Annotated in this window: 19 protein-coding genes; 12 read left to right on the forward strand and 7 right to left on the reverse strand. The window is 57.5% G+C overall.

The window, feature by feature from the left end; genetic code table 11:
* Positions 1 to 16: 16 nt before the first annotated feature.
* Positions 17 to 904: a UTP--glucose-1-phosphate uridylyltransferase GalU gene (galU, locus tag WFP06_RS01050; RefSeq protein WP_336985409.1), complete on the reverse strand. Its 888-nt coding sequence runs from the start codon at positions 902 to 904 to the stop codon at positions 17 to 19.
* Between the two features lie 80 nt (positions 905 to 984).
* On the opposite strand from galU, the gene murA reads away from it, so the two are divergent.
* Complete coding sequence (gene murA, locus WFP06_RS01055) at positions 985 to 2,265, forward strand: UDP-N-acetylglucosamine 1-carboxyvinyltransferase (RefSeq protein ID WP_336985410.1); 1,281 nt, start codon at positions 985 to 987, stop codon at positions 2,263 to 2,265.
* Between the two features lie 3 nt (positions 2,266 to 2,268).
* Here murA and WFP06_RS01060 read toward each other — a convergent pair whose 3' ends face one another.
* From WFP06_RS01060 to WFP06_RS01070, 3 genes are all read right to left on the reverse strand, one after another.
* A complete protein-coding gene (locus tag WFP06_RS01060) occupies positions 2,269 to 2,532 on the reverse strand; it encodes a ribbon-helix-helix domain-containing protein (RefSeq protein WP_336985411.1) in 264 nt (87 codons plus the stop codon).
* Between the two features lie 13 nt (positions 2,533 to 2,545).
* Positions 2,546 to 3,268, reverse strand: a complete 723-nt coding sequence (phbB, locus tag WFP06_RS01065; RefSeq protein WP_336985412.1) for an acetoacetyl-CoA reductase — start codon at positions 3,266 to 3,268, stop codon at positions 2,546 to 2,548.
* 158 nt (positions 3,269 to 3,426) lie between these two features.
* A complete protein-coding gene (locus tag WFP06_RS01070; protein ID WP_336985413.1) occupies positions 3,427 to 4,191 on the reverse strand; it encodes a hypothetical protein in 765 nt (254 codons plus the stop codon).
* A gap of 389 nt (positions 4,192 to 4,580) precedes the next feature.
* Here WFP06_RS01070 and WFP06_RS01075 point away from each other — a divergent pair, with 389 nt between their 5' ends.
* The 11 genes from WFP06_RS01075 to WFP06_RS01125 all read left to right on the forward strand — a co-directional run bounded on the left by WFP06_RS01075 (position 4,581) and on the right by WFP06_RS01125 (position 17,355).
* The gene (locus WFP06_RS01075) at positions 4,581 to 5,045 is read left to right on the forward strand and encodes a DUF3576 domain-containing protein (protein ID WP_336985414.1); all 465 of its coding nucleotides are present in this window, start codon (positions 4,581 to 4,583) and stop codon (positions 5,043 to 5,045) included.
* Positions 5,046 to 5,078: 33 nt separating this feature from the next.
* The gene (gene leuS, locus WFP06_RS01080; RefSeq protein ID WP_336985415.1) at positions 5,079 to 7,610 is read left to right on the forward strand and encodes a leucine--tRNA ligase; all 2,532 of its coding nucleotides are present in this window, start codon (positions 5,079 to 5,081) and stop codon (positions 7,608 to 7,610) included.
* 17 nt (positions 7,611 to 7,627) lie between these two features.
* A complete protein-coding gene (lptE, locus tag WFP06_RS01085; protein WP_336985416.1) occupies positions 7,628 to 8,110 on the forward strand; it encodes an LPS assembly lipoprotein LptE in 483 nt (160 codons plus the stop codon).
* A gap of 27 nt (positions 8,111 to 8,137) precedes the next feature.
* Positions 8,138 to 9,181, forward strand: coding sequence for a DNA polymerase III subunit delta (gene holA, locus WFP06_RS01090; RefSeq protein WP_336985417.1), 1,044 nt, complete (start codon positions 8,138 to 8,140; stop codon positions 9,179 to 9,181).
* 107 nt (positions 9,182 to 9,288) lie between these two features.
* Positions 9,289 to 10,695: a sugar transferase gene (locus tag WFP06_RS01095; protein WP_336985418.1), complete on the forward strand. Its 1,407-nt coding sequence runs from the start codon at positions 9,289 to 9,291 to the stop codon at positions 10,693 to 10,695.
* A 98-nt stretch (positions 10,696 to 10,793) separates the two neighbouring features.
* A complete protein-coding gene (locus WFP06_RS01100; protein WP_336985419.1) occupies positions 10,794 to 11,171 on the forward strand; it encodes a hypothetical protein in 378 nt (125 codons plus the stop codon).
* A 62-nt stretch (positions 11,172 to 11,233) separates the two neighbouring features.
* Positions 11,234 to 12,598, forward strand: a complete 1,365-nt coding sequence (locus WFP06_RS01105) for an O-antigen ligase family protein (protein WP_336985420.1) — start codon at positions 11,234 to 11,236, stop codon at positions 12,596 to 12,598.
* A gap of 46 nt (positions 12,599 to 12,644) precedes the next feature.
* Positions 12,645 to 13,325 carry a polysaccharide biosynthesis/export family protein gene (locus WFP06_RS01110; RefSeq protein ID WP_336985421.1) on the forward strand — a complete coding sequence of 227 codons (681 nt, stop codon included), beginning with the start codon at positions 12,645 to 12,647 and terminating at the stop codon, positions 13,323 to 13,325.
* A gap of 117 nt (positions 13,326 to 13,442) precedes the next feature.
* The gene (locus WFP06_RS01115) at positions 13,443 to 15,611 is read left to right on the forward strand and encodes a GumC family protein (RefSeq protein WP_336985422.1); all 2,169 of its coding nucleotides are present in this window, start codon (positions 13,443 to 13,445) and stop codon (positions 15,609 to 15,611) included.
* Entirely contained in the window at positions 15,608 to 16,792 is a 1,185-nt protein-coding gene (locus WFP06_RS01120) for a tetratricopeptide repeat protein (protein ID WP_336985423.1), read from the forward strand. Before WFP06_RS01115 ends, WFP06_RS01120 begins: the two co-directional genes overlap by 4 nt.
* Complete coding sequence (locus tag WFP06_RS01125; RefSeq protein WP_336985424.1) at positions 16,789 to 17,355, forward strand: LbetaH domain-containing protein; 567 nt, start codon at positions 16,789 to 16,791, stop codon at positions 17,353 to 17,355. Before WFP06_RS01120 ends, WFP06_RS01125 begins: the two co-directional genes overlap by 4 nt.
* On the opposite strand, the gene WFP06_RS01130 is transcribed toward WFP06_RS01125, so the two are convergent.
* The 3 genes from WFP06_RS01130 to WFP06_RS01140 all read right to left on the reverse strand — a co-directional run bounded on the left by WFP06_RS01130 (position 17,301) and on the right by WFP06_RS01140 (position 22,381).
* Positions 17,301 to 18,281: a glycosyltransferase family 2 protein gene (locus tag WFP06_RS01130; protein WP_336985425.1), complete on the reverse strand. Its 981-nt coding sequence runs from the start codon at positions 18,279 to 18,281 to the stop codon at positions 17,301 to 17,303. The two genes, WFP06_RS01125 and WFP06_RS01130, sit on opposite strands and share 55 nt — an antisense overlap.
* A gap of 53 nt (positions 18,282 to 18,334) precedes the next feature.
* Entirely contained in the window at positions 18,335 to 20,926 is a 2,592-nt protein-coding gene (locus WFP06_RS01135) for a hypothetical protein (RefSeq protein ID WP_336985426.1), read from the reverse strand.
* A gap of 84 nt (positions 20,927 to 21,010) precedes the next feature.
* The gene (locus WFP06_RS01140; protein ID WP_336985427.1) at positions 21,011 to 22,381 is read right to left on the reverse strand and encodes a hypothetical protein; all 1,371 of its coding nucleotides are present in this window, start codon (positions 22,379 to 22,381) and stop codon (positions 21,011 to 21,013) included.
* Between the last annotated feature and the right edge of the window lie 2 nt (positions 22,382 to 22,383).

Consider the following 22,383-nt stretch of genomic DNA (forward strand, 5'->3'; position numbering starts at 1 on the left):
AGCAGTCTTGTAAACGCTAACCGGGGGAATCCTGGCTCAACAGCCGCTTGGCCATCGCGCGAACATCGCCGCCAATGTCTTCGCGGTCGAGCGCCAAGGCCAATGTCGCTTCGATAAAACCCAGCTTGCTGCCGCAGTCATAGCGATTACCTGCGAAGGTTACAGCATGGAACGGTTGTTCGCCAATCATCCGCGCCATGGCATCCGTCAACTGGATCTCGCCGCCTGCGCCCTTGCCCTGATTTTCCAAAGTCCGCATCACCTGAGGCTGGAGAATATAGCGGCCTGAAATAATTTTGTTTGATGGCGCATCCACGGCAGCCGGCTTTTCGACCAGACCCTTCACTTCTGTCAAAGCGCCCTTCGATGCGCCCGGTTCGATTACGCCGTAATTTGAAACCTCATCTTCGGATACTTCGAGAACGCTGATCAGATTACCGCCGATTTGATTATAGGCATCGACCATCTGTTTCATGCACCCAGGTTCGCCGATCATCAATTCGTCCGGCAGCATGATTGCAAACGGTTCGTCACCCACGATTGCACGGGCGCACCAGATTGCATGGCCAAGGCCCAGCGGAACCTGTTGGCGCACGGTAATGATGTCGCCCGGTGTCGCACGGGTCGGATCGAGCACAGACATATCCTTGCCCCGCTGCCCCATCATGTCTTCAAGTTCATATGCAACGTCAAAATGCTCGACGATTGCGGTCTTGCCCCGGCCGGTGACGAAGATCAGTTGGTCAATGCCGGCCTCGCGCGCCTCATCGACGGCATATTGGATCAATGGTCGGTCGACGATCGGCAGCATTTCCTTCGGAATCGCCTTGGTCGCCGGAAGAAATCGGGTGCCAAGGCCCGCAACGGGGAACACGGCTTTGCGGATCGGTTTACGAGCGTTCATAACCGATCGAATTGAAGCGAGGCGAGGCCCGGGTCAACCGTCCACTTTACGACAGCAGGATTCCCGCTAAACGCTTGCTCATGGAAAAAATCATCATTCGCGGCGGGAACCGCCTGTCTGGAACGCTGCCGATCAGTGGCGCAAAAAATTCCGCGCTTACGCTGATACCGTGCGCTTTGTTGACCGAAGATCCTTTGACGCTCCGCAATCTGCCCCGGCTGGCCGATATTGACGGTTTCCAACATTTGATGACGCAGTTCGGCGTGAGCACATCGATTGCGGGCAACCGGCCGCAGGAATTCGGGAGGGTGGTTACGTTTAATGCACAGCGATTGACCTCTACCGTCGCGCCCTATGATCTGGTTCGCAAAATGCGCGCGTCAATTCTGGTTCTTGGCCCGCTGCTTGCGCGTGCGGGTGAGGCAACCGTTTCACTTCCCGGCGGCTGCGCAATCGGCAACCGGCCGATCGACCTTCATTTGAAAGCGCTGGCGGCAATCGGCGCCGAAATCGAGCTCGCCGAAGGCTATGTCCGGGCACATGCGCCCGACGGCGGGCTGACCGGGGGCGATTATGAATTTCCCGTGGTATCGGTTGGCGCGACTGAAAACGTGCTCATGGCCGCCGCGCTGACCAGCGGCACATCGCGGCTGGGCAATGCTGCGCGCGAACCCGAGATCGTGGATCTGTGTAATTTGCTCGTGGCGATGGGCGCAGAGATCGAGGGTATCGGTACATCCGAACTGGTCATCCACGGTGTCAAACGGCTCAACGGCGCGACGTATAAAGTGTTGCCTGACCGGATCGAGGCGGGATCCTATGCCTGCGCGGCAGCGATTACAGGCGGCGAAGTCCGGCTGGAGGGGGCAAATGCGGGGGACATGAGCGCCACCATCCATTCGCTGCGCAATGCCGGAGTCGAGGTGGAATCGGACAAACACGGCATCAATGTCCGCGCAAACGGTAAACTCAAGGCGATCAACCTTTCGACCGCACCCTATCCCGGCCTGGCAACCGATATGCAGGCCCAGCTGATGGCAATGCTTTGCCGGGCTGAAGGTACGAGCGTGCTGACCGAGACGATTTTCGAAAACAGGTTCATGCACGTACCCGAATTGAACCGGATGGGCGCGAATATCGAAACCACGGGGCGCACTGCGGTCGTGCACGGCGTTGACGAGATGAACGGAGCGGAAGTGATGGCAACCGATCTGCGTGCGTCGATGAGCCTGGTAATCGCCGGGCTTGCTGCGAAGGGCGAAACGCAGGTTCACCGCCTGTATCACCTTGATCGGGGTTACGAACGGCTCGAAGAAAAACTTGCGATGGTGGGCGCCGATGTCGAACGTGTCGGGGATTAGAGGTCAGGGAACCGGCTCTGCGTTCGAACCGTCTGCCGTCCCGGTTTCACAAGCTATCCAGATACGGATTGCACTGGCTAGGCCCGGCGGTGTCGCTGCCTGAATCCGCTCCGCATCAATCCGGGCTACCAGCGCGTTGATCGGGACGCCGCGTGACCGCGCGGCCTCTTTCAGCATTTGCCAAAACAAAGGCTCAAGGCTGATCGACGTCTTGTGTCCGGCGATCTCTACCGAACGTTTTACCGGCGGGTGATAGGGCGTGGTCATCTGCGGACCATACTCAATACATATGCTGCCCGCCATTGATGCTCATTGTCGAGCCTGTGACAAATGCGGCATCTTCCGATGCAAGAAATGCAACGCCGCGGGCTATTTCTGTCGCCTGACCAAGCCGTCCGACCGGGATTTTCGCGACGATTTTCTCCAGCACAGGTTCGGGCACTGCAGCCACCATGTCAGTGTCGATATAGCCTGGTGCGATCGCATTGACTGTGACGCCCGATCTGGCACCTTCCTGAGCCAATGCCTTGGTAAATCCGTGAATGCCTGATTTTGCGGCCGCATAATTGACCTGTCCGTATTGCCCGGCCTGACCGTTGATCGACCCTATGTTCACAATCCTGCCCCAGCCGCGTTCTTTCATTCCGGGGAAGCAAGCCTTGGCCATATTGAAGCAGCCGCCAAGATTGATCCGCATCACCTCGTCCCAGTCTTCATAGCTCATCTGGTTGAGTGTGCCGTCGCGGGTGATCCCGGCGTTGTTGACCACGATATCTATCTCGCCGAACTCGCCGGCGATCCGCGCGCAGCCATCCAACACCGACTGGTGGTCTCCGACATCGAATTTGTATGCCGCAATCCCGGTTTCTTGGGTAAATTTTCGCGCCGCATCATCGTTGCCGCCGTAATTGGCAACGACCGTATGCCCGTGATCTTTCAACATCAGGCAAACAGCCTTGCCGATCCCTCGTGTCCCGCCCGTAACAATCGCTACCCGTGCCATAAGTACTCCCCCGCTTCCGAATCGTTATAAATTATGATTCGGACGCTACGACATGCGGGCTTAAGCTGCAAAAGCAGGATGTGTGCATTCGTGTCCCGCACGGGCCACCTGCGGGGCAAGTTACATTATTCGGGGAAGCAGGGTGCGAACCTGCGCGATCAGAATTTGAAGCGCGTGCCTACGTAAACTGCCTGCGCGTCTTGTGTCGCGTCGGTGAGCGGCGCAATCCGGTCGAGGTCCTGCGACAACCTGACACCGGCGGTCAGATTCAGGTTCTTGGCAACCCGGAAACTGCCGCTGACATCGACCGCCTGATCGCCAATACCCTGAAGGGTGCTGGGCGAACGGCCGACAGTGCGTTCGCGTTCAAGTTCGATATTCGCGTCAAACCGGCCCGGCTTTTTGGGGGCCGTTCCCTTGCCCGGCTTGAAACTGGCCAGATCAGGCATTTGGACATCGGCAATCTGGCTGCCAATGGTGAATGGTTTGGCGAAGCTTTCATAACCGCGCGATGCGCCCAGATTGTAACGGGTTGGCGCGATCCGAATCTTGCTGATCGGCTGTCCGCTGCCTACTTCTGTGCTGGCAATCTTGACTGCGCTGCGTACGGAAATAGCGCGCGCTGTTTCGGAATCGACCCGCACTGCAACGGTGGAGGACTGGACGCGCTTGGAAGGCGACCCTGCCGGAGTGAAACGCATTTTTCCGGCCCCGTCGAACCGGCTTGCAACGCGGCGCGCAAGTTCAGCATCCACACCTGCCGGTGTGAAAGAGGCCATGCCCGTTTTGGCGAAACTGACGACGGCTCCGTTATCGCCAAGCGCGAGGCCGGCAGAAGGGAGCGCCAAGCCAAGCAATGAACCGGCAAGCAGAAGCCGCGCGGCAATGCCGCTACGTTTCGCTGATGTGCCGGTCATGGTCATTTAGCCAAGGCCCCTGATAATCGCCCCGGTCATCCGGGGTGCCGTATATGATGACACTCACGTGCCTGAACTGTTCCTGAGTCGCACGAAAAAACGACTCGGCAACACTTTGTATACGCCTGTTGATAATTTTATGACAGCAAGTTGGCCATAGACGACGCTCGCGCGCATGTCGGGTTTTTGCAAACTGTTGCACCCAGTCCACAGAAACGCATGACCAGGGCTGCGGGTTAAGCGGTTATTCACCCGTTCGAGGTGCAAGAAAGGTGGCGCGACGATTGATACCCTTTGTCTTGCCGCGAGCGGGTGCGGGGTTATAGAGAGCGTTTGAACCGGCACTGCGATATAGTCGTCGGCGCACAATAAAATACGGACGGAACGGACACTCCATGATGGTCACAAGTAATTTTTCGACTTTTTCCGCAAAGTGGACACGCACGCTGATCCTCGGCGCTGCGCTGGCTGGACTGTCCGCATGCGGCGGCGGAAACGAGAGGCCCCAGGCTGACCTTGCGGCTTCCAAAGTTACAACAATCGGCGTAAATTCCTATCTGTGGCGTGCATCGCTCGACGCGGTTTCGTTTGCTCCGCTTCTGCAGGCTGACAGTGCCGGCGGAGTTATTGTCACCGACTGGTACGCCAATCCGGCAAATCCGGCTGAACGCGTGAAAATGACGATCACAATTCTTGATCAGGATTTGCGCGCGGATGCTTTGCGCGTCGCTGCCAGCCGTCAAGTCGCCCAGGGCGGTGCGTGGGTCGATGCGCCGGTGCAGGCTGCAACGGTCCAGAAGCTGGAAGACATCATTCTGACAAAAGCGCGGGCGCTGCGCCGCTCTTCCGTTTCGGGTTGATCCCGCTGATCCATCGCCCCAAAGGGCATTTACATGACTGATAGCAAATTCGATCCGTCGCAATCCGACGGGCGCTGGCAGCGCGCATGGGACGATGCCCAATGCTTCGCCGCGGATAGCGATAGCGACAAACCCAAGAGCTACGTGCTCGAGATGTTCCCTTACCCCAGCGGACGCATCCATATCGGGCATGTGCGCAATTACACTATGGGTGATGTGCTGGCGCGATACCGCCGGATGCGCGGGCACGAAGTGCTGCATCCCATGGGCTGGGATGCGTTCGGAATGCCGGCCGAAAATGCGGCGATGGAAAAAGGCGTGCACCCGGGCAGTTGGACGCGCGAAAATATCGCCAACATGAAAGCGCAGCTGAAGCGGCTTGGTTTCGCGCTTGACTGGAGCCGCGAGTTAGCGACTTGCGACCCTGAATATTACGGCCATGAACAAGCCTTGTTCGCCGACTTGTATGCTGCCGGGTTGGTGTACCGCAAGGAAAGCACCGTCAACTGGGACCCGGTCGATCAGACCGTGCTCGCCAACGAGCAGGTTATTGACGGCAAGGGTTGGCGAAGCGGCGCGGATGTCGAAAAGCGCAAACTCAACCAGTGGTTCCTCAAGATTACCGAATTTGCGGATGATTTGCTTGAAGGTCTGGGCGATCTGGAAAACTGGCCCGACAAAGTCCGGCTGATGCAGGAAAACTGGATCGGCAAGAGCCAGGGGCTGCAATTCCATTTCGGAGGTGCCAACTTTGACGGGCAAATAGACGTTTACACAACGCGTGCGGATACGATTTTCGGGGCCAGTTTCATTGCTGTTGCGGCCGATCATCCCATTGCGCGCGCTGTCGCTGCGAATTCGTCGGACGCGCAGGCGTTCATTGAAAAATGCCGGGCTGGCGGCACAACCGCTGCAGAACTGGATACGGCAGAAAAGCTTGGCTTCGACACCGGCCTGCGCGCGGTACACCCGCTCGCCAGCGACATCGATCTACCGGTCTATATTGCCAATTTTGTGTTGATGGAATACGGCACGGGCGCTGTCATGGGCGTGCCGGGCCACGATCAGCGCGACTTTGAATTTGCGACCAAATACAAGCTTCCGATCATGCGCGTTGTTGCCAGCAATGCCGCTGACGCTGCCATGCCATTCGGCGCGCAGGCCGAATCCGGCGACGGTGTAATCGTCAATTCCCGGTTTCTTGACGGCATGGACACGGCGTCTGCGGGCATCCGCGTAATCGATCTGGCCACGGAACAGGGCTGGGGGACGGGCAAAACTGTCTGGCGGTTGCGCGACTGGGGCGTTTCGCGTCAGCGTTATTGGGGCACGCCGATCCCGTTTGTCCACTGCGATGCTTGCGGTGTGGTCGCCGTCCCCAAGCACCAGCTTCCCGTGACGTTGCCGGAAGATGTGGACTTTACATCACCGGGTAATCCGCTTGAACGGCATCCGACTTGGAAGCATGTCGCTTGCCCCGAATGCGGCGGAAAGGCCCTTCGCGAAACTGACACGCTCGACACTTTCATCAACAGTTCGTGGTACTTTCTGCGCTTCGCCAGCCAACCTATCGATCAACCGTTTGACCGCGACGAGCTCGCCAAATGGCTGCCTGTCGAACAGTATATTGGCGGTATCGAACACGCCATCCTGCACCTGCTGTATGCGCGGTTCTGGACCCGCGCATTGCACCATATCGGGCTGATCGACTTTACCGAACCTTTTTCCAGCCTGTTTACGCAAGGGATGGTGACGCACGAAACCTATTCGCGGCGCGACCCCGTTACTGGCCAACGGATGTATTTTGCGCCCCCCGAGGTGGAGCGGCGCAGTGATAGAGCCATCTTGAAAACCGATAAGGGTCCGGTTGAAATCGGCCGCATCATCAAGATGTCCAAGTCAAAGAAAAACACCGTCGATCCCGATGAGATTGTGGCCGAATACGGGGCCGATGCCGTGCGCTGGTTCATGTTGAGCGACAGCCCGCCGGAGCGTGATTTGCCTTGGTCCGAGGCGGGTATCGAAGGCTGCTGGCGGTTCGTCCAACGGTTGTGGCGGCTGTTCGACCAGTTTGATCCGGCTGCTGCCGGCGAAGATAACGCGATCGACCGCGCCGCCGCTAAAGCCGTCGCTGCGGTTGCTGACGATATCGAAGCGCTTTCCTTCAATAAGGCGGTCGCTCGGATCTATGAGCTTACCGGCGCCATCGAAAAGGCTTCGGCTTCGGCCAGCCGGAACGCTGCGACCCGGGATTTGCTACTGCTCGTTGCTCCGATGATGCCGCATCTTGGCGAGGAAGCATGGGCGAAAATGGGTAATCAGCAATTGATCGCTGCTGCATCGTGGCCGGCCGTGAACGAAGCCCTGCTGGTCGATGACGAAGTCACGATTGCGGTTCAGGTCAAAGGTAAATTGCGCGACACTTTAACCGTGCCGAAAGGTATGCCGAAAGACGAAGTCGAAGCGCTTGCACTCGCAAGCGAGAAGGTGCAGCGTAGTCTGGATGGAGCAGAAATTCGCAAGGTAATCGTGGTGCCGGACAGGTTGGTCAATCTCGTAATATGAAATGGTCTGCGCCTTTGATGCTGTTGATTGCCGGCGCGGGACTGGCAGGCTGCGGCTTACAACCGATGTATGCAGGTGGCGGTAGCGGCGCGGTTGCACAGGGGCTTGCCGCAGTGGAGGTTCCGGCGATCCAGGGGCGCGCAGGTTGGCTGGTAAGAAATGCCTTGAACGACCGGCTGGCCGAATCAGGCACAAACACCGTCATTCCCAAATACCGGCTGGATGTCCGCCTCGATGACAAGCTCGAAGGGCTGGGCTTGATAAATGACGATACGATCGGCAGGGAGCGGCGCACTTTGCGCGCGCGCTACCAACTGGTTGAATTGGCGAGCGAGAGTATTGTCATCGATGCGACTGCAGGGTCCGATGCCGGAATCGATGTCGTATCGAGCGAGTTTGCGACCATCGCAGCCGAACAGAAGGCGCTCGAGAATCTTGCAGAACAGATCGCTGACCGGATTGTTACCCGGCTCGCGCTGGAACTGCGTAAAGATGAATGATGCAGTCCGGCTGGCTGGTATCGGTCCATGAAGGCGACCCAGAAGGATTTCAGAACGGTTGCGCGCAGGGCCGCCCGCCAGTGCCGGATTTTCTTTTTTTGCGGTCCTGACGAAGCGGGCGCATCGGCTGCGGCATTGCAGGTTCTGGAGTTGCTGGACCATCCGGGCGAGCGGATCGAACTTTCAGGAGCGGCGCTTCGCAAAGATCCGGTATTACTTGGCGACGAGGCGCGCTCTACATCCCTGTTTGGCGGCAGCCGGCATATCTACGTCCGCGCCAACGGCGAGGAGGCTCACGACGCGCTCAAAATTCTGATCGATAACACAGATGAATTTGCGGGCGATGCAGCGCCTGTCCTTGTTGTCGCTACCTCTGCGACAGACAAGTCGCGAACCGCCAAATTGCTGGCGAAGCGAGACGATGCGTTGGTCGCAATGTTCTGGCCTCCCGACTTGGGGTCGGTTTCGGCAGCTGTCCGGTCAATGGCCGATGCTGCCGGATTGCGGCTGAACGGCGATATCGCCGAACGCATCGCACGCGGTGCCGGGCTCGATGTCCGGTTGGCGCAAAGCGAAATCACGAAGTTGGCACTATATTTGGATGCTTCGCAGCAATCTCCGCGCAATGCCGATGCCGAAGCACTGGAAGCAATTGGCGCGACAACCGAAGAAGACGGCTTCATGCCGCTCGTAAATGCGGTCTTGTCGGGCGAAACGGGAAAGCTGGCTGGCGAACTGAAGCGGATGCGCGATTTATCGCTCAATCCGGTCGGGTTATTGCTGGCCTTCGAACGCCGGACTGCCCAGCTGGCGCAGCTTTCGGCAAAGCTTGGCAGCAGCCGCGATGCCGAACGGCTGGTTGATGCGGAGAAGCGGGCCCACCGGATTTTCTGGAAAGACCAGCGCGACATTACCAACCAGCTTGGCCGGTGGCAGGGCAAGAAACTCGAACTGTTGATCGAGCGCATGATCGAGCTGCACCGTGAATTGTTGGCCAATAGCGCTGCAGGCGAATTGCTGCTTGCGCAGGCGCTTGCCCGGATCGCGCGGTCTGCCAGGGGCAAAGGGTAGCCGGCGTCCCGACGATAAGGGGATTCACTTATGGTCAACAATGATTTAACTGTCGCTCAATATAGGTAGTTACACGCAATCCCGTGTGCCGTAACTTAGGCCTGGCAATGAACGCATCAGTCACATTTGTCAGAGATGCAGCATCGTCCGAATGGACGATGCGGGATACGCGCCCGCTCGCGCCCTCGCTGGAACGGCGCAGGCTGCGGCTTTATCTCGGGCTGATGATCGCGGACATCATTTGCCTGATCACAGGTTTTTTTCTGGCCGGAGGGCTTTACCTCGGGCAGTGGCCCGCACCGATAGCGATGCTATCAGCCCAGCTTCTTTTGCCACTGTTTCTTACCATCATGCTTTATCAGGGTGCCTATTCGATCAAGGTGTTGACGGATCGCCGGTTTGCAATTCAGCGCGGTTTTCTGGCGCTGCTGGTTTCGTCGGCTCTCCTGATCTTCATTACATTTTACACCAAATCGACGACAACCTTCTCGCGCGGCATTTTTACGGTGGCGCTGCTGTTTACCGCATTATTCATGGCCACTGCCCGTGTGATGATGGCGACCCTCGTCGGCAAGATCTGGAATTCGAACGTCAGGAATGTATTACTCATCCATGCCGGAGGCCCGGCAGTCGTAATCGATCATGCAATCGATTTGGATGCGACGGCCATGGAATTACGCCCTGACCGCGCCGACCCGCACAGCCTCGACAAGCTGGGCCGCTATCTTGTCAACATGGACAGGGTTATCGTCAGCTGTCTGCCAGAGGACCGTATAAACTGGGCATATGTTATGCGCGCCGCCGGTGTGCGCGGCGAACTGGTCACGACAAATTTGCAGGAAATCCAGCCTCTCGGGATTGAAAGCGCCGGCTCGGAAGTTTCCTTGATCGTCTCAAGCGGTCCGCTCGGTCTTCGGGCGAGGGCTCTCAAGCGTATGTTCGACGTTGGATTTGCGGCAGTCGCTATCGTCATCACATTGCCAATCATGTTAATCGCCGCGGCTGCGATCAAGCTGGACAGCCCCGGGCCGGTCCTGTTCGTGCAGCGGCGACTGGGACGCGGCAACCGGTTTTTCGAAATGCTGAAATTCCGTTCGATGTTTGCCGAGAATACCGATGTCTCGGGCGTTCGTTCGGCAAGTCCGGATGATGACCGGGTGACGCGGGTCGGCCGGTTCATGCGAAGCACGAGCATCGATGAATTGCCACAGCTGTTCAACGTGTTGTGGGGCGATATGAGCGTAGTGGGCCCGCGCCCGCATGCTTTGGGATCACAAGCAGGATCGAAACTGTTTTGGGAAGTGGATGACACTTACTGGCACCGGCACCGCCTTCGTCCGGGCCTCACCGGTCTGGCGCAGATTCGCGGTTTTCGCGGCGCCACGATGTATGAAAGCGACCTGCAAGACAGGTTGAACGCTGATCTGGAGTACATCACAGACTGGAACCTGTTTCGTGACCTCACAATCGTCCTCAAAACGGGAAAAGTGCTCAATCACGATAAAGCGTTTTAGGCCCCGCGAACACCATCACTGCGTGCGTGCGAATTGAGGCTAAACAATTAAATGATTAGGTGCTATTACCTACCAGCAATCTCAAAGGGATGTAAAACGTGAACCGGTTTCAAAATTTTGGCACTGCATTGGCGATGGGCGCGCTGATAGTCTCTGCTTCGGCACAAGCTGCAACGCGGTCTGCTGCAGTTTTGCCGCAAGATGTAGTGGTTCATCCGGTCATGCCCGAGGGCGCTGAAATCATTAATGACGATGCGCTGGATTATTGTTTCAAAGGCGATATTTTCTCGAGGCGGGGTGTTTTGCTTGAAGCTGATGCCGCCTGCGGCAAAAGTGCAGGCACTGCGGATGCAGGCAATTCGTTCCTTCAGGGCGGTGGCACCATCATGGCAGCAATCACTGGTTTGTTGGCAGTAGTCGGTATTGTGTCGGCGCTGGGCAATGACAACGCCGTTCCGGACAGCCCGGGCGGTTGATTGCTGTGCACTTCGCCCAGGGGCCGAGTGCAAATCGGAACCTGAAGCGGTATCGATAGCGGATGAACGGCCCCTACCGCGTTTGGGTGGCCGCAGTGCTGCTTGTGTCTGCAATGATATTGGGCGGCGGCGGCACATTAAACCCGCGAAATGAAATACTGTTGCAACTGTTGTATGCTGCAACGTTTCTGGCATTGATCGCCGCGTATTTACGCGGTCCGGCAGGCGGGGGCGCGAGCACCCATCGGGTACCGCGCATGGCCTGGTTACTCACAATACTGATTCTGGCGCTACCGGTCATGCAGCTTGTGCCGCTGCCACCTTCGATTTGGCAGGCGTTGCCCGGCCGAGAACCGCTGATGGTCATATTGGCGCAGATTGGCGAGCAGGATAGCTGGCGACCGCTAAGCATGACGCCCGACCGGACGCTGGCATCGCTGCTGGCCATGGTCCCGCCGGTTTTTCTGATGCTTTGGTTGGCTGGCTGCGAGCAATTCCAGCGCCGGCAGATTGTCAGCTTGGTTGCCGCAGTGGCCGCCATTTCCGTCGCGCTTGGCGCTCTGCAAATGTCATCGGGCGAAGCCGGCGGATGGCGGCTGTACCAACATACGCATATGGGCTTTCTGGTGGGCTTTCAGGCCAGCCGAAACGCGCAAGCCACTTTGTTGCTGATCGGGTTATGCGCTCTGCTGCCGCTTGGGGCGACCCTGGCATTACGGCTGGGCGACCGAGCGGGCCGATTGTTACACGGCGGGTTCGCACTCTTGCTGGGCACGGGCATTTTTCTGACCGGATCAAGAGCCGGCATCGTACTTCTTGTGGTGCCGGCCGCGATCCACCTAATCGCCTTTCATGGTGCGGTACGTAGGATACCGGTCCGGATTATATCGGCGGTGATTGTGGGCACCGGTGCGCTGTTTGCCATTGTTGCCCTTTGGCGCCCGGCATCGGTGTCAAAAGTCCTGGGCCGTTTTTCCGGCACACCGGAGGGCCGCGCAGATCTGTGGGCGGACACCTGGTTTGCCGTCACCCAAACTTGGCCGGCGGGCGCTGGGATGGGCAGTTTCATCCCGATGTTTACTGCTGCCGAACGCCTCGAAGCCGTTGATCCCAGCTATCCGGTCAGGGCGCACAACGACTGGTTGGAATTTACGCTCGAAGGCGGGCTGCCCGGACTGCTGGTTCTGGGCGTGATTGCGGCTTTGCTGGCTAGACTGACTTTGACAGGCAAGCCGGCATTCTCTGCACCGTCAAGCGAGGTATCGCACGCGTCTGGACTGTGGCTTTTCGCAGTTGGTAGCTTGACGGTGATAGCCTTGCATTCCATTGTCGATTACCCGTTTCGATCCATGTCGATTGCTTGCCTGGGGGCGACCGCGGCCGCGTGCCTGTTTCCGCACAAGAACCCATCAAGGCAAACATTCTAAAATGCGATTCTGCGATTTTTTGGAGCTGCGCTGTTTGAACCGAATTTTGGCTCGTTTCGTAATCTGCCTGGCGGCTGCTTCGATATTGGCAGCGTGCGCGGGCGCGCCTCCACCGCTGCCTGCCGGGACTGCCGCGTACGAAACAATTCCTGCACCAACGAACACCGCGCCGCTGCCTTACCGGTTGGCGGCCGGAGATGTCATCAGTGTGCAGGTATTTCAGGAGCCCGAATTGAGTCTGGAGAAGGTGCCGGTTGATGAAGCAGGCAGCATCCAGTTGCCGCTAATCGGACAGATCGATGCGCAAGGCCTGACCGCCGTCGGGCTTAGCGAGGTTATCACCGACCGGCTCGGGGCACGTTACATCAGGGATCCGCGCGTCGTGGTTCAGGTGGTGCAGCGCACAGCGCGGTACGTTACTGTCGAAGGCCAGGTGCGAGAGCCTGGCGTGTACGAGGTTGACCGGGAAGACACTTTGTTGTCCGCTCTGGCCCGTGCCCGAAGTCCGACCGATGTGGCTAAACTGAACGAAATCGTCGTGTTTCGAAAAGTAAATGGCAGTAGGCTCGGCGCCGTTTTCAATCTGGAGGATATTCGCACCGGCAGGGCGCCCGATCCGCAGATCATCGGCGGAGACACGGTGGTTGTGGGCTTTTCCAGCCTGAAAGGCGCCTTCCGCGATTTCCTGCGCGCCGCACCTGCCCTCAATGTATTTACTTTATTCTAGGCCCGCACGGTGACTCAGCCATCCCAGACCCCGCCATCTCAGGCCCAGCCATCTCAAGCCCAGATAGACAGCGAGCCAGTGGGCGCCAATTATCCGCAAGGCACGTTTCAGGGCTTGATGCCTGAATTCGATCTCAGGCATCTGCTGGCTACCTTGCGCGGACAACTTGTGCCCATCTTGGTCATCTTGACCATTGCGGCCTTGCTTGGCGCGATCTGGACCATGTTCCAGACACCCAAATATACCTCCGCTGTGTCGCTGCAAATCGACGATTTGGCTGGTCAGGTGCTCGAAAGCGGCGACGAGGTTCAGGCCAGTAGCTCGGACTATGACGTTGACCGGTTTCTGAACACGCAGCTTGATGTAATCCAGAGTTATGCGGTGTCGGAAAAAGTTGTCGAAACGCTGAAACTGGCTGACGATCAACAATTTTTGGGCGCCATGATGATCGATCCGGCAACGATGCCTGATGATCCGCGGCAGAAAAAGGTTATCGCCGTCAGCGCGCTGAGATCTGCAATGATCGTCAGCCTGCCGCGACAGTCCCGCATCGCAACCTTGGCGGTGGTGTCCGCTGATCCGGTCATGTCCGCCAAACTGGCGGATGGGTATGGCGCGGCAATCATCGAAACAAATCTCGAGCGTAAATTCGATAGCACCGCCTATGCGCGCGATTTCGTAGCGGAGCAGCTTGCCGAGGCGAAGGAGCGGCTCGAACTGTCCGAAGGCGAGCTTAACGCTTATGCGCGCCAAGCCGGGCTGATCCGCTTGCGCGGTGATGAAAGTAGCGAATCCGGCGGTACGGAAACTTCGATCACAACGTCCAGTCTGGTGCAGATGAACCAGGCCGCGATCGATGCGCGGACAAAACGTATCGAAACAGAAGGCCGTTGGCGAGTGGTTGCCGCTTCCGATCCGATGAATTCACGCGAAGTCATGTCGAATGCCACCGTTCAAAATCTGCTGACCCGGAGGGCAGACATTCAGGCCCAGCTTGAGGATGAGCGTACGAGGCATCTTGCCGAGCATCCCAATGTCCAGCGGCTCGAGGCGCAGCTTGCCGTCATCAACCGGCAAATTGCCGGGATTGTTTCCGGCGTCCGCAAGGGGGTCGAATCCGAATATCGTAGCGCCCTTGAAAACGAACAGGCGTTGAACCGGCAAGTGGCAGCGATGAAGGGCGACACTCTGGGTGAGCAGGATCGCAGCGTTCAGTATAATTTGCTCCAGCGCGAAGCGGATACCAACCGGGCACTGTATGACGGATTGCTGCAGCGGTTTCAGGAATTGACCGCTGCCGCAGGTGTCTCGAGCAGCAATATCGCCTTGATTGACAAGGCTCAGGTGCAAAATGCACCTTCCTCGCCAAATCTGATTCTGAACATACTTTACGCGTTATTCGTCGGCCTGTTTGCCGCTGCGTTGTATGTATTTGTTAAGCTGCAGCTTGATGACGCGGTAAGAACGCCCGAAAATGTCGATACAATGCTCGGGCTGCGAACGCTGGGTATTATCCCATACGCCGGAACGGAAAACATTGTCGAAGAGCTCTCCGATCCCAAGTCGAGTGTAGCTGAATCATACAATTCTCTGCGCGGGGCAATTGGCTTCGCCGCAGACGGCAAAGTCTCTCCATTGCTTGTGACAAGCGTGTCTCCGTCAGAAGGCAAGTCTACCAGCAGTTATGCTCTGACCCGCGGCTTCGGACGGATCCGCGGCAAGGTGGTGCTGGTCGATACCGATATGCGCCGCCCTTCGACCCATAAACTGCTCGGGCTGAAAAACGAAACCGGGCTTTCAAGTGTTTTGAGCGGCAATGCCGATCTTGCGGACGCGCTACAAAAACTGGATGATTCAAATATCTGGGTGATCACGTCGGGCCCAATCCCGGATAGCCCCAGTGAATTGCTCGCAGCTGATACGATGGGGCAATTGCTCGCACAGCTTGACCATGATTTTGATATGGTTGTGCTGGACAGTGCGCCCATTCTCGGGCTGGCCGATGCGCCGCTGCTGTCATCACTTGTCTCTACGACATTGGTAGTAATCGAATCCGGGTTGAACGGCCGCAAGGCAGTACACGAATCCCTGCGCAGGGTCAGACAGGCCCGCGGAAACATAATCGGGGCCGTACTTACCAAATTCGATCCGGCGCATAGCTCCAATTACGGCGGCAGCTATGGGCGTGATTATTACACTTACGGCGATGGTTCCAAACCGGCGCGCAACCCGGTCAAAACATGGCTGGGATCGCAGATTGGTGGTCAGAGCAGTAAGAGACAGTGAAATTAAACCGTATTGCAACGATGGGAGCCGCGCTATTTGCAGTCTTCTACGCGGTTGCGGTGACGGGCAGCGGGCTGGACCGGGCAGGTGCTGATTCGGTTGAGATCGCAGGCAAAAATTTTGCACCCTTTCTCGCCCGATCGAACATCGCGCTTTCGCTCGACAGCGCGCGGCTCGGCGCCGACAACGTTGCACTGGCCTATGCCAGACGGGCAGTCAGCGCGGTTCCGATGGAAGCATCAGCAAGCGCCCAACTCGGCTCGCTGCTATTGGCCGGATCGCGGCTTGGCCTGGCAGATCGTGCGTTCAAAGCTGCGGCGCTGCTTGGCTGGCGCGATCAGAGAACGCAGGCATATTGGGCGGCAAAATCACTACAGCAACAAGATTACGCAGCAGCCACGCTGCGAATTGACGCATTGTACCGGACCGATCCGGACAATCTTGCGGCCAATGTTCTAATTGGCAGTTTGGAACGGACTCCCGCCGGACGGGCCGCGCTCGTCAATAGGCTGCGCATTAGCCCGTCCTGGATTTCCGATTACGCCGCCGGCGCTGCAAACCTTCCCACACAGGATCGGACAGGAAGACTGGACGTGCTTGGCCGCGCCGCGCTGCTGGGAGCCCGGCCGCGGTGCCAGGCCATTTTCGGGGCGATTAACGATTTGACATACAATGCGCGCGAACCGGTCGATGCGCGGCGATTATGGGCAATTGCCTGTGACCGCGAAAGCGCTGGGGCCATGATAGCCAATGGCGAATTTGTATTGGACGCACGGCAATTTGCAACGCCGTTCGACTGGAAACTTCGTGCCGAAAACGACGCTGGAGCGGTGATCATTAACAATCGTCTGGAGATCTGGAATACCAGTGATCGGCCAACGGTCGTCGCAGAACAGATGCTCACACTTCCTGCTGGCGAGGCCAGCCTGAAATGGGCTGCAACCGGTCTTGCACCGCTTGCGGTTGACCAAATGGTCAATCTAAAGTGCGGTTCAAGAGATCTTCGTCTGCGAAGGAGCGGTGGTTCGTCGGAAGCGGATAGCCCCCGGCAGGTGATGGTCACTATCCCTCGCGGTTGTCCGGCTCAATTGCTACAAGTGCGGTTAGCCGGCCCTGTCAGCGAGGCATATTTGCTTCGAATTTCAGCATCTCTTCCCGAAAAGGCCGGGTCCGTTTCATGAGCATCCTTGACGCACGCGCTGCCAAGCCCACGCAGGGCGGTGCGAGTTTCACCTTGCAAAACCGCTTATGCAGGATCGTTTTCCGGCTTGTCTGGCTATCCACTTGCAGATGGACGCCGCGGTCTGCAAACCGGTGGCGTGTGCTCATCCTGCGGCTGTTTGGCGCGCGCATACAGTTTACGGCAACCGTCTATGGTTCTGCGCGGATATGGCTGCCCGGCAATCTGGTTATGGAAGATTATGCAACTCTCGGCCCACACACCGACTGCTATAATATTGCACCGGTCAAATTAGAAGCGCACGCGATTGTTTCGCAGCGAGCGGTCCTGTGCACCGGCACGCATGATCACAGCGACCCTGCCTTTCAATTATACGCGCGTCCCATAACAGTCGGATTGCAGGCGTGGGTCGCAGCCGAAGCCTTCGTCGGCCCAGGAGTTATTATCGGCCCGGGCGCAGTTTTGGGAGCGCGGGCCGCTGCGTTTGCCGACCTTGATGCCTGGATTATTTATTCCGGCAACCCCGCAATGCCGCTTGGACCGCGTAAACTGGGGGTTGAGTGACCCAGAAGCCGGTCCAGATCATAACCGCTTGCGGAAGATAGCGCAGCGATGCGTTGTTTTTTGGTGGCGGTCCCAGATAGCACCTTCTCCAGTTCCAACTTTCGCAAATCGACCAGATACCGGTACCAATAGCCTTGAAGGTAGTGATAGATCCGGCCCTCTTTCCCATCAAGGATGCCCAGCTGGAAAATCAACCTCCAAATGTAATAGGCCCATGGCCCGACGCCGAAAGGCAACCGGTTGTAAACCCCTTCTTTCAGCGCGCGTTTGCGGGCGGCCTGGGCCGACCCCGAACGTAAATACAAGTCCGGGGTTTCCTGCCCAAGACCATACTTCCGCGAAAGCGCATCAAGAGCTTCCCGCGTTGCGTAACCGTTGTGCTTTGCAATAAAATCGTTGATCCCGCGGAGGTTGTGGTCTGCAAATTCGCCGTCAAGATGGATCGAGCGGCCCCGCAGCAGCACGATATGTTCGTCCATCAACCTTTGTTCGATAGCGGCATCTCCGGTCCGCCATAAGCGCAGCATTCGCAGCGGGAAGCGGCCACCACGGCGCACCCAGCGGCCCATGAAAATATGTCGTCTGTCGAATGTCACGCCGGTTACCTTCGGCGAAAGATCTGCAAGCGTATCGCTGATGGCACTCCACAGGTCAGGGCCGATAATCTCGTCCGCATCTATTCTGAGCGTCCATGCGGTTCTTATGCCAGCGTGCTCCATCGCCCAGGCAAACTGTTCCGCCTGCGTGGTGAACGGATTTGTAAGTACCTCGGCGCCGGCCAAAAGCAGTCTGGAGACGGTTGCATCTGTCGAGCCCGAATCCACGGCGACAATCCGTTCAACCGGGGCAAGCGAAGCGACCAGCCGTTCTATGTGAACCTCTTCATTGTAGGTCAGCACAATTGCGGTGATCGGTAGTAGCGCCATCAACTCTCCTTCAATGTGTCCCCGGCAGCACCGGACTGCCGGGGACCCGGCTTCTAATAACTTGCTGTAACGAACAGCGGGGCATCGACAAGTCCGCTGCGTCTGGCCGGCCGATCAAGTTGCAACGCGCCTGTCAGAACACCGCTGCCATCGCTGGCTGCTGAAATGACCCGCGCTTTTGCGAAAGTTGACTGATCGCGTGTAACGCTGTCTTTTTCCGATATGGCCAGATAGTCGCCGTCAATGATGGAACGTGGCCATGCTGTCCCCAGTTCGAATTCTGGCAGCACCTCGCTTCCGTAGGCAAGCAACTGCACTGCGCTCGAGCCTTCGGTCACTGTCATCGCCAGTTTGGACGTGAGCCCGGCCGAGAAGCGCCGTGCACAGTGAAATCGAAGAACTCCTGAAGCAGCGGTCAATGGTGCCCCGGATGTCCAGGTCCCGTCGACAAATGCATGCACGCCGGTAATCTGGCGCAATGTGATACTTACGCTGTGTGATGGTCCGGCGCCGGCGATGGAGACATCCTTGACATAGAGCAGGTGTCCTGTGGTCATATCCTGCACAACATCGCCCTGCCCCAGGCAGTAATCAGGTTCGTCAGGGTCAGACATGAAATCGGTGGTGGTGTTGAAGGACCACTCGATCCCCCGCTGGACAAGGTCTGCCAAGGGCATGTCATTTCGGTCCAACTGCTCTGTAGGGGCGGAGCCGATCGGCCACCGATAGCCTGAGTAATCGATCGAATGTGCGTAAAACGGCACCGGCAGCGGCCTGTTTAATTTGCCATCGCCAAGGAAATTCCAGCCCTCGCTTTCGCACAACAAGTGGCTCTTGGCGGTACCATCAAGCGAATAAACCACATAGGGCCGCGCGCTTATCCGGCCATAACGGGGTGCGAAAATACCTGCGCAAGCGGACGCAGCCCGTCTCCCGCCCGGTGTCGGCTGATCGAACACATGCCACGCGACACTGGGTAGGGAAATAGTGCAGTCTTCCAGAATGCAGTTCACCGGGAACACGCCAAACGTCCCGCCGATCGATACACCTTCGAATTTGGCGAGTACATCGCCGCCGCCATCAAGGTAATAGGCGGGCGAATATTCGTCGAGCGCGCAGAAGAAATTCAACTCACCGCCGATGAAGCGGATTACGCCGGGTGTACCAGTGCCCAATGCCCGAACCGTGCCGAGGCAATAAACCGCTTCGCAATACGCATTTATGTAGGTGATCGAGGGCGCGAAGCGCTGGGCCAGAACTCCCAGTTCGACGTTGAGAGCACGGTATAGATTGTCGAACGAGCAATTTGAAAATGTCGCGGCTATGTTTCCGTTGCCCTGCCCGTAACGCACACTGTCCAGCTTGGTATGGCAGAAATGGAACTGACACCGGTCAAACGCGACAACACGCATATCGCTGTGCGACAGACTGATTGCGGTTTCGTTATAACTGAGGTCACAATCTGCCCATTTCAGAAAGTCGCCATTTGATGCAGTGGGAACCAGGCCGGGCTGGACAGCAACTCCAACTTCAAAACCGCTGCTGGTGACACCCTCCATGCGGAGGCGCGATGACGATCCCTTGTTATATTGACCGGCGATCGACGTCCAAGCCGGATAATTCACATCAGGATAATGCGACTGCGCCTGGCGTGGGCCGGAATAGGCGTCGACCGAAATGCCGCAATACGGTGCATACCGTGTGTCCCGGCCAGTCGAAGTTGTTGGGCCCCGCCAGGCTGACCCTGGCCCGCGGTCCGTAACCGCTGCATAATTTTCAAACAGCCACGGATGGTTTGTGCCGTAAACCGAGATTTGGCGCAGCTGGGCGTGTCTCGCGCCTTGCACATTGATGATGGGCCGGTCAGAGAAATCGCCCACGATCCCGCTGAGATAGCCAGCATTGGAATCGAAACCGCGAATTGATTCGCCTTCGATTATCCAGTCGAGAAATGCGTCGCCATAACCAATATGGATCGTATCGCTGACATACCTCAATCCTCCGGTAATTTGCAGCCGCCGAATGTCCCTTGCGAAGTATAGCAGGTAATCCACTGCCGCCTGAAGCGCCTCACGGTCATCGGTCCCTGCTATCACCATGTTGCTGGAAGCGGACGTAACAACTGCGTCGGCCGCGACTCCAAACATCAGATCCGACGGCACATTTTCATTCAGGCGCCAAAATACATTTCCTGCATTACTGGTGAAAAGCCACCGGCCCATGCCGGCGGCCTGTTCTTTGGCCGTGGGCGTGGCGGCTGCCCGGAGATATTTCGCGGCGCCTTTTCCTGGCTCGGCAAAACCGTCGGACTTGAGGGTCTTTTGATCATTCGGAAAATAACTGATGCCGAAATTAGTGGCCAGCAATGCAGTCCCGCTGCGCGGAGAACTGGTAGCTGCGTCCCAGATCGCACTACCGTTTGCTGCTCGTACCACTTCCCTGCATGGCCCGTCAGAGAAAATCGGGGCGCGTCCCTCGCGGTCCAACAAAACCGGATTGGATTGCGGAGTTGTACGGTCGGGATCACTCCAGATAGCCTTGTAGATAGTCGAGTTGGGTTCAAAGATTTCGACTGTGCCACGAACGAGTGCTTTGCCCTGATTGTCGAAATACTGGGCTAGTGCAGGATGATGGGGGCTTACCATTGTTTTGCTCCGATGAAAGTTTGAGACATGCAGGAGCGACCTCACCACTGGGGCAAGGCGCAACTGCAACTATTTGGCCGGACGTTAAAGTATGTCGGCACGCGCCGCGGCCAGCGCATCAAGCAAATGCGGGTGGATTTGCCGGGCAAGCAGGATCTGCCCTCTGGAGTTGGGATGTAAGTTGTCTGCCATCAGACCGCTTTCAGAAACGGAAATCGCTGTTTTTCCGAATACGTCCTGTTTTTGGACCAGCCGGAAAACCCGCTCGTCATCCGCGAATACCGAATAGGCTTCACGCACATCGTCGGTCATTGTCTGTGCTGCTTGCGCGGTCGTCATCGACGAGAAACGGCCCGATAATTCGACACCGCCAGCTTCGTTGCCATCGGTTGCAACCATATTGGGCGCCCACAGGATAATGCGGGTATCGGGGTTGGGCACAGTCTGCGCTGGCCAGGTAAAATCCAGTTTTGAACCGACCGGCGAAGAGTATGTTTCGCCGGCCACCGTACCGTATCGGGTAGCGTGAAGTGCAGCGTCGATCATGGAGATGAGATCTGCCTTGCTGCGCTGCCCCTGCCGCAGATCGTTGAGCCCGTAGCCAAGGACGAGGACGCCCGGGTGGCCGTTTAATCTGTCCAGCACGCCGTTCCAACCTTGCGGGTAAGGGATGCCATTTGTGTGCAGCAGGTAATCTTCGAGCCGGTAACCATTGGATCCTGCGTTGAAGAAATTGCAATAATTTCCCAGTCGGCCAGAATTTGATAGCGCTTCGAAAAGGCTCATCGCGTGGGATGTGGTGCTGTCACCTGCAAATTGAAGCAGCGGCTGTGCCTGTTCGCTCCATTGGATCGTTATATTCAACTCGCATCCCGCCGGGGCTGGCAGCCCGCCCAGGTTCACGACAATCCATTCATCAAGCGATTTCAGACTTGGACGAGCATGATCACTGAAGGTGATGGAATGTTGGCACGGGGCTGAGCCGCCGGAAGACAAATGCAATTTGTGTACCGAGAGAAGCGGGCGCGAGGCATCGATACCGTGCCCGTTGACCGTGCGTTCTGCGGAAAATGTGCCAAAGGCCGCTGTGGGCGACCGGTGGCGTTGATCGAGTGCGGCATAAGGATGCGACTGGGGCAGACCGCCCCCGTTGGGTAAACGCTGGATCAGCAAATCGATCGTTACAGGGGAGTTCGCGCTACCCGAAATCGTGACACTGTCGAGGAATACGGTGCGGCCATAATTCTGCGGAATTAACGCAGCTATATCACCTGTAATTCCGCCCGGAGAAAAGTTCAGTGTGCCAGATCTGAAGGACACCTGATCCGGCCGAACCTTGGCAGGAAGCGGCGTTGATTCGTCAACAGGCTTCGCTGCATTCCGCTCTCGTCCAAACGCGATGCCGCCAATTGCGGTATAGTTTGCGGTCGTACGTAATATGGAATTTGAATGCATGA

Source organism: Altererythrobacter aquiaggeris, from assembly GCF_037154015.1.
Lineage (GTDB): Bacteria > Pseudomonadota > Alphaproteobacteria > Sphingomonadales > Sphingomonadaceae > Aestuarierythrobacter > Aestuarierythrobacter aquiaggeris.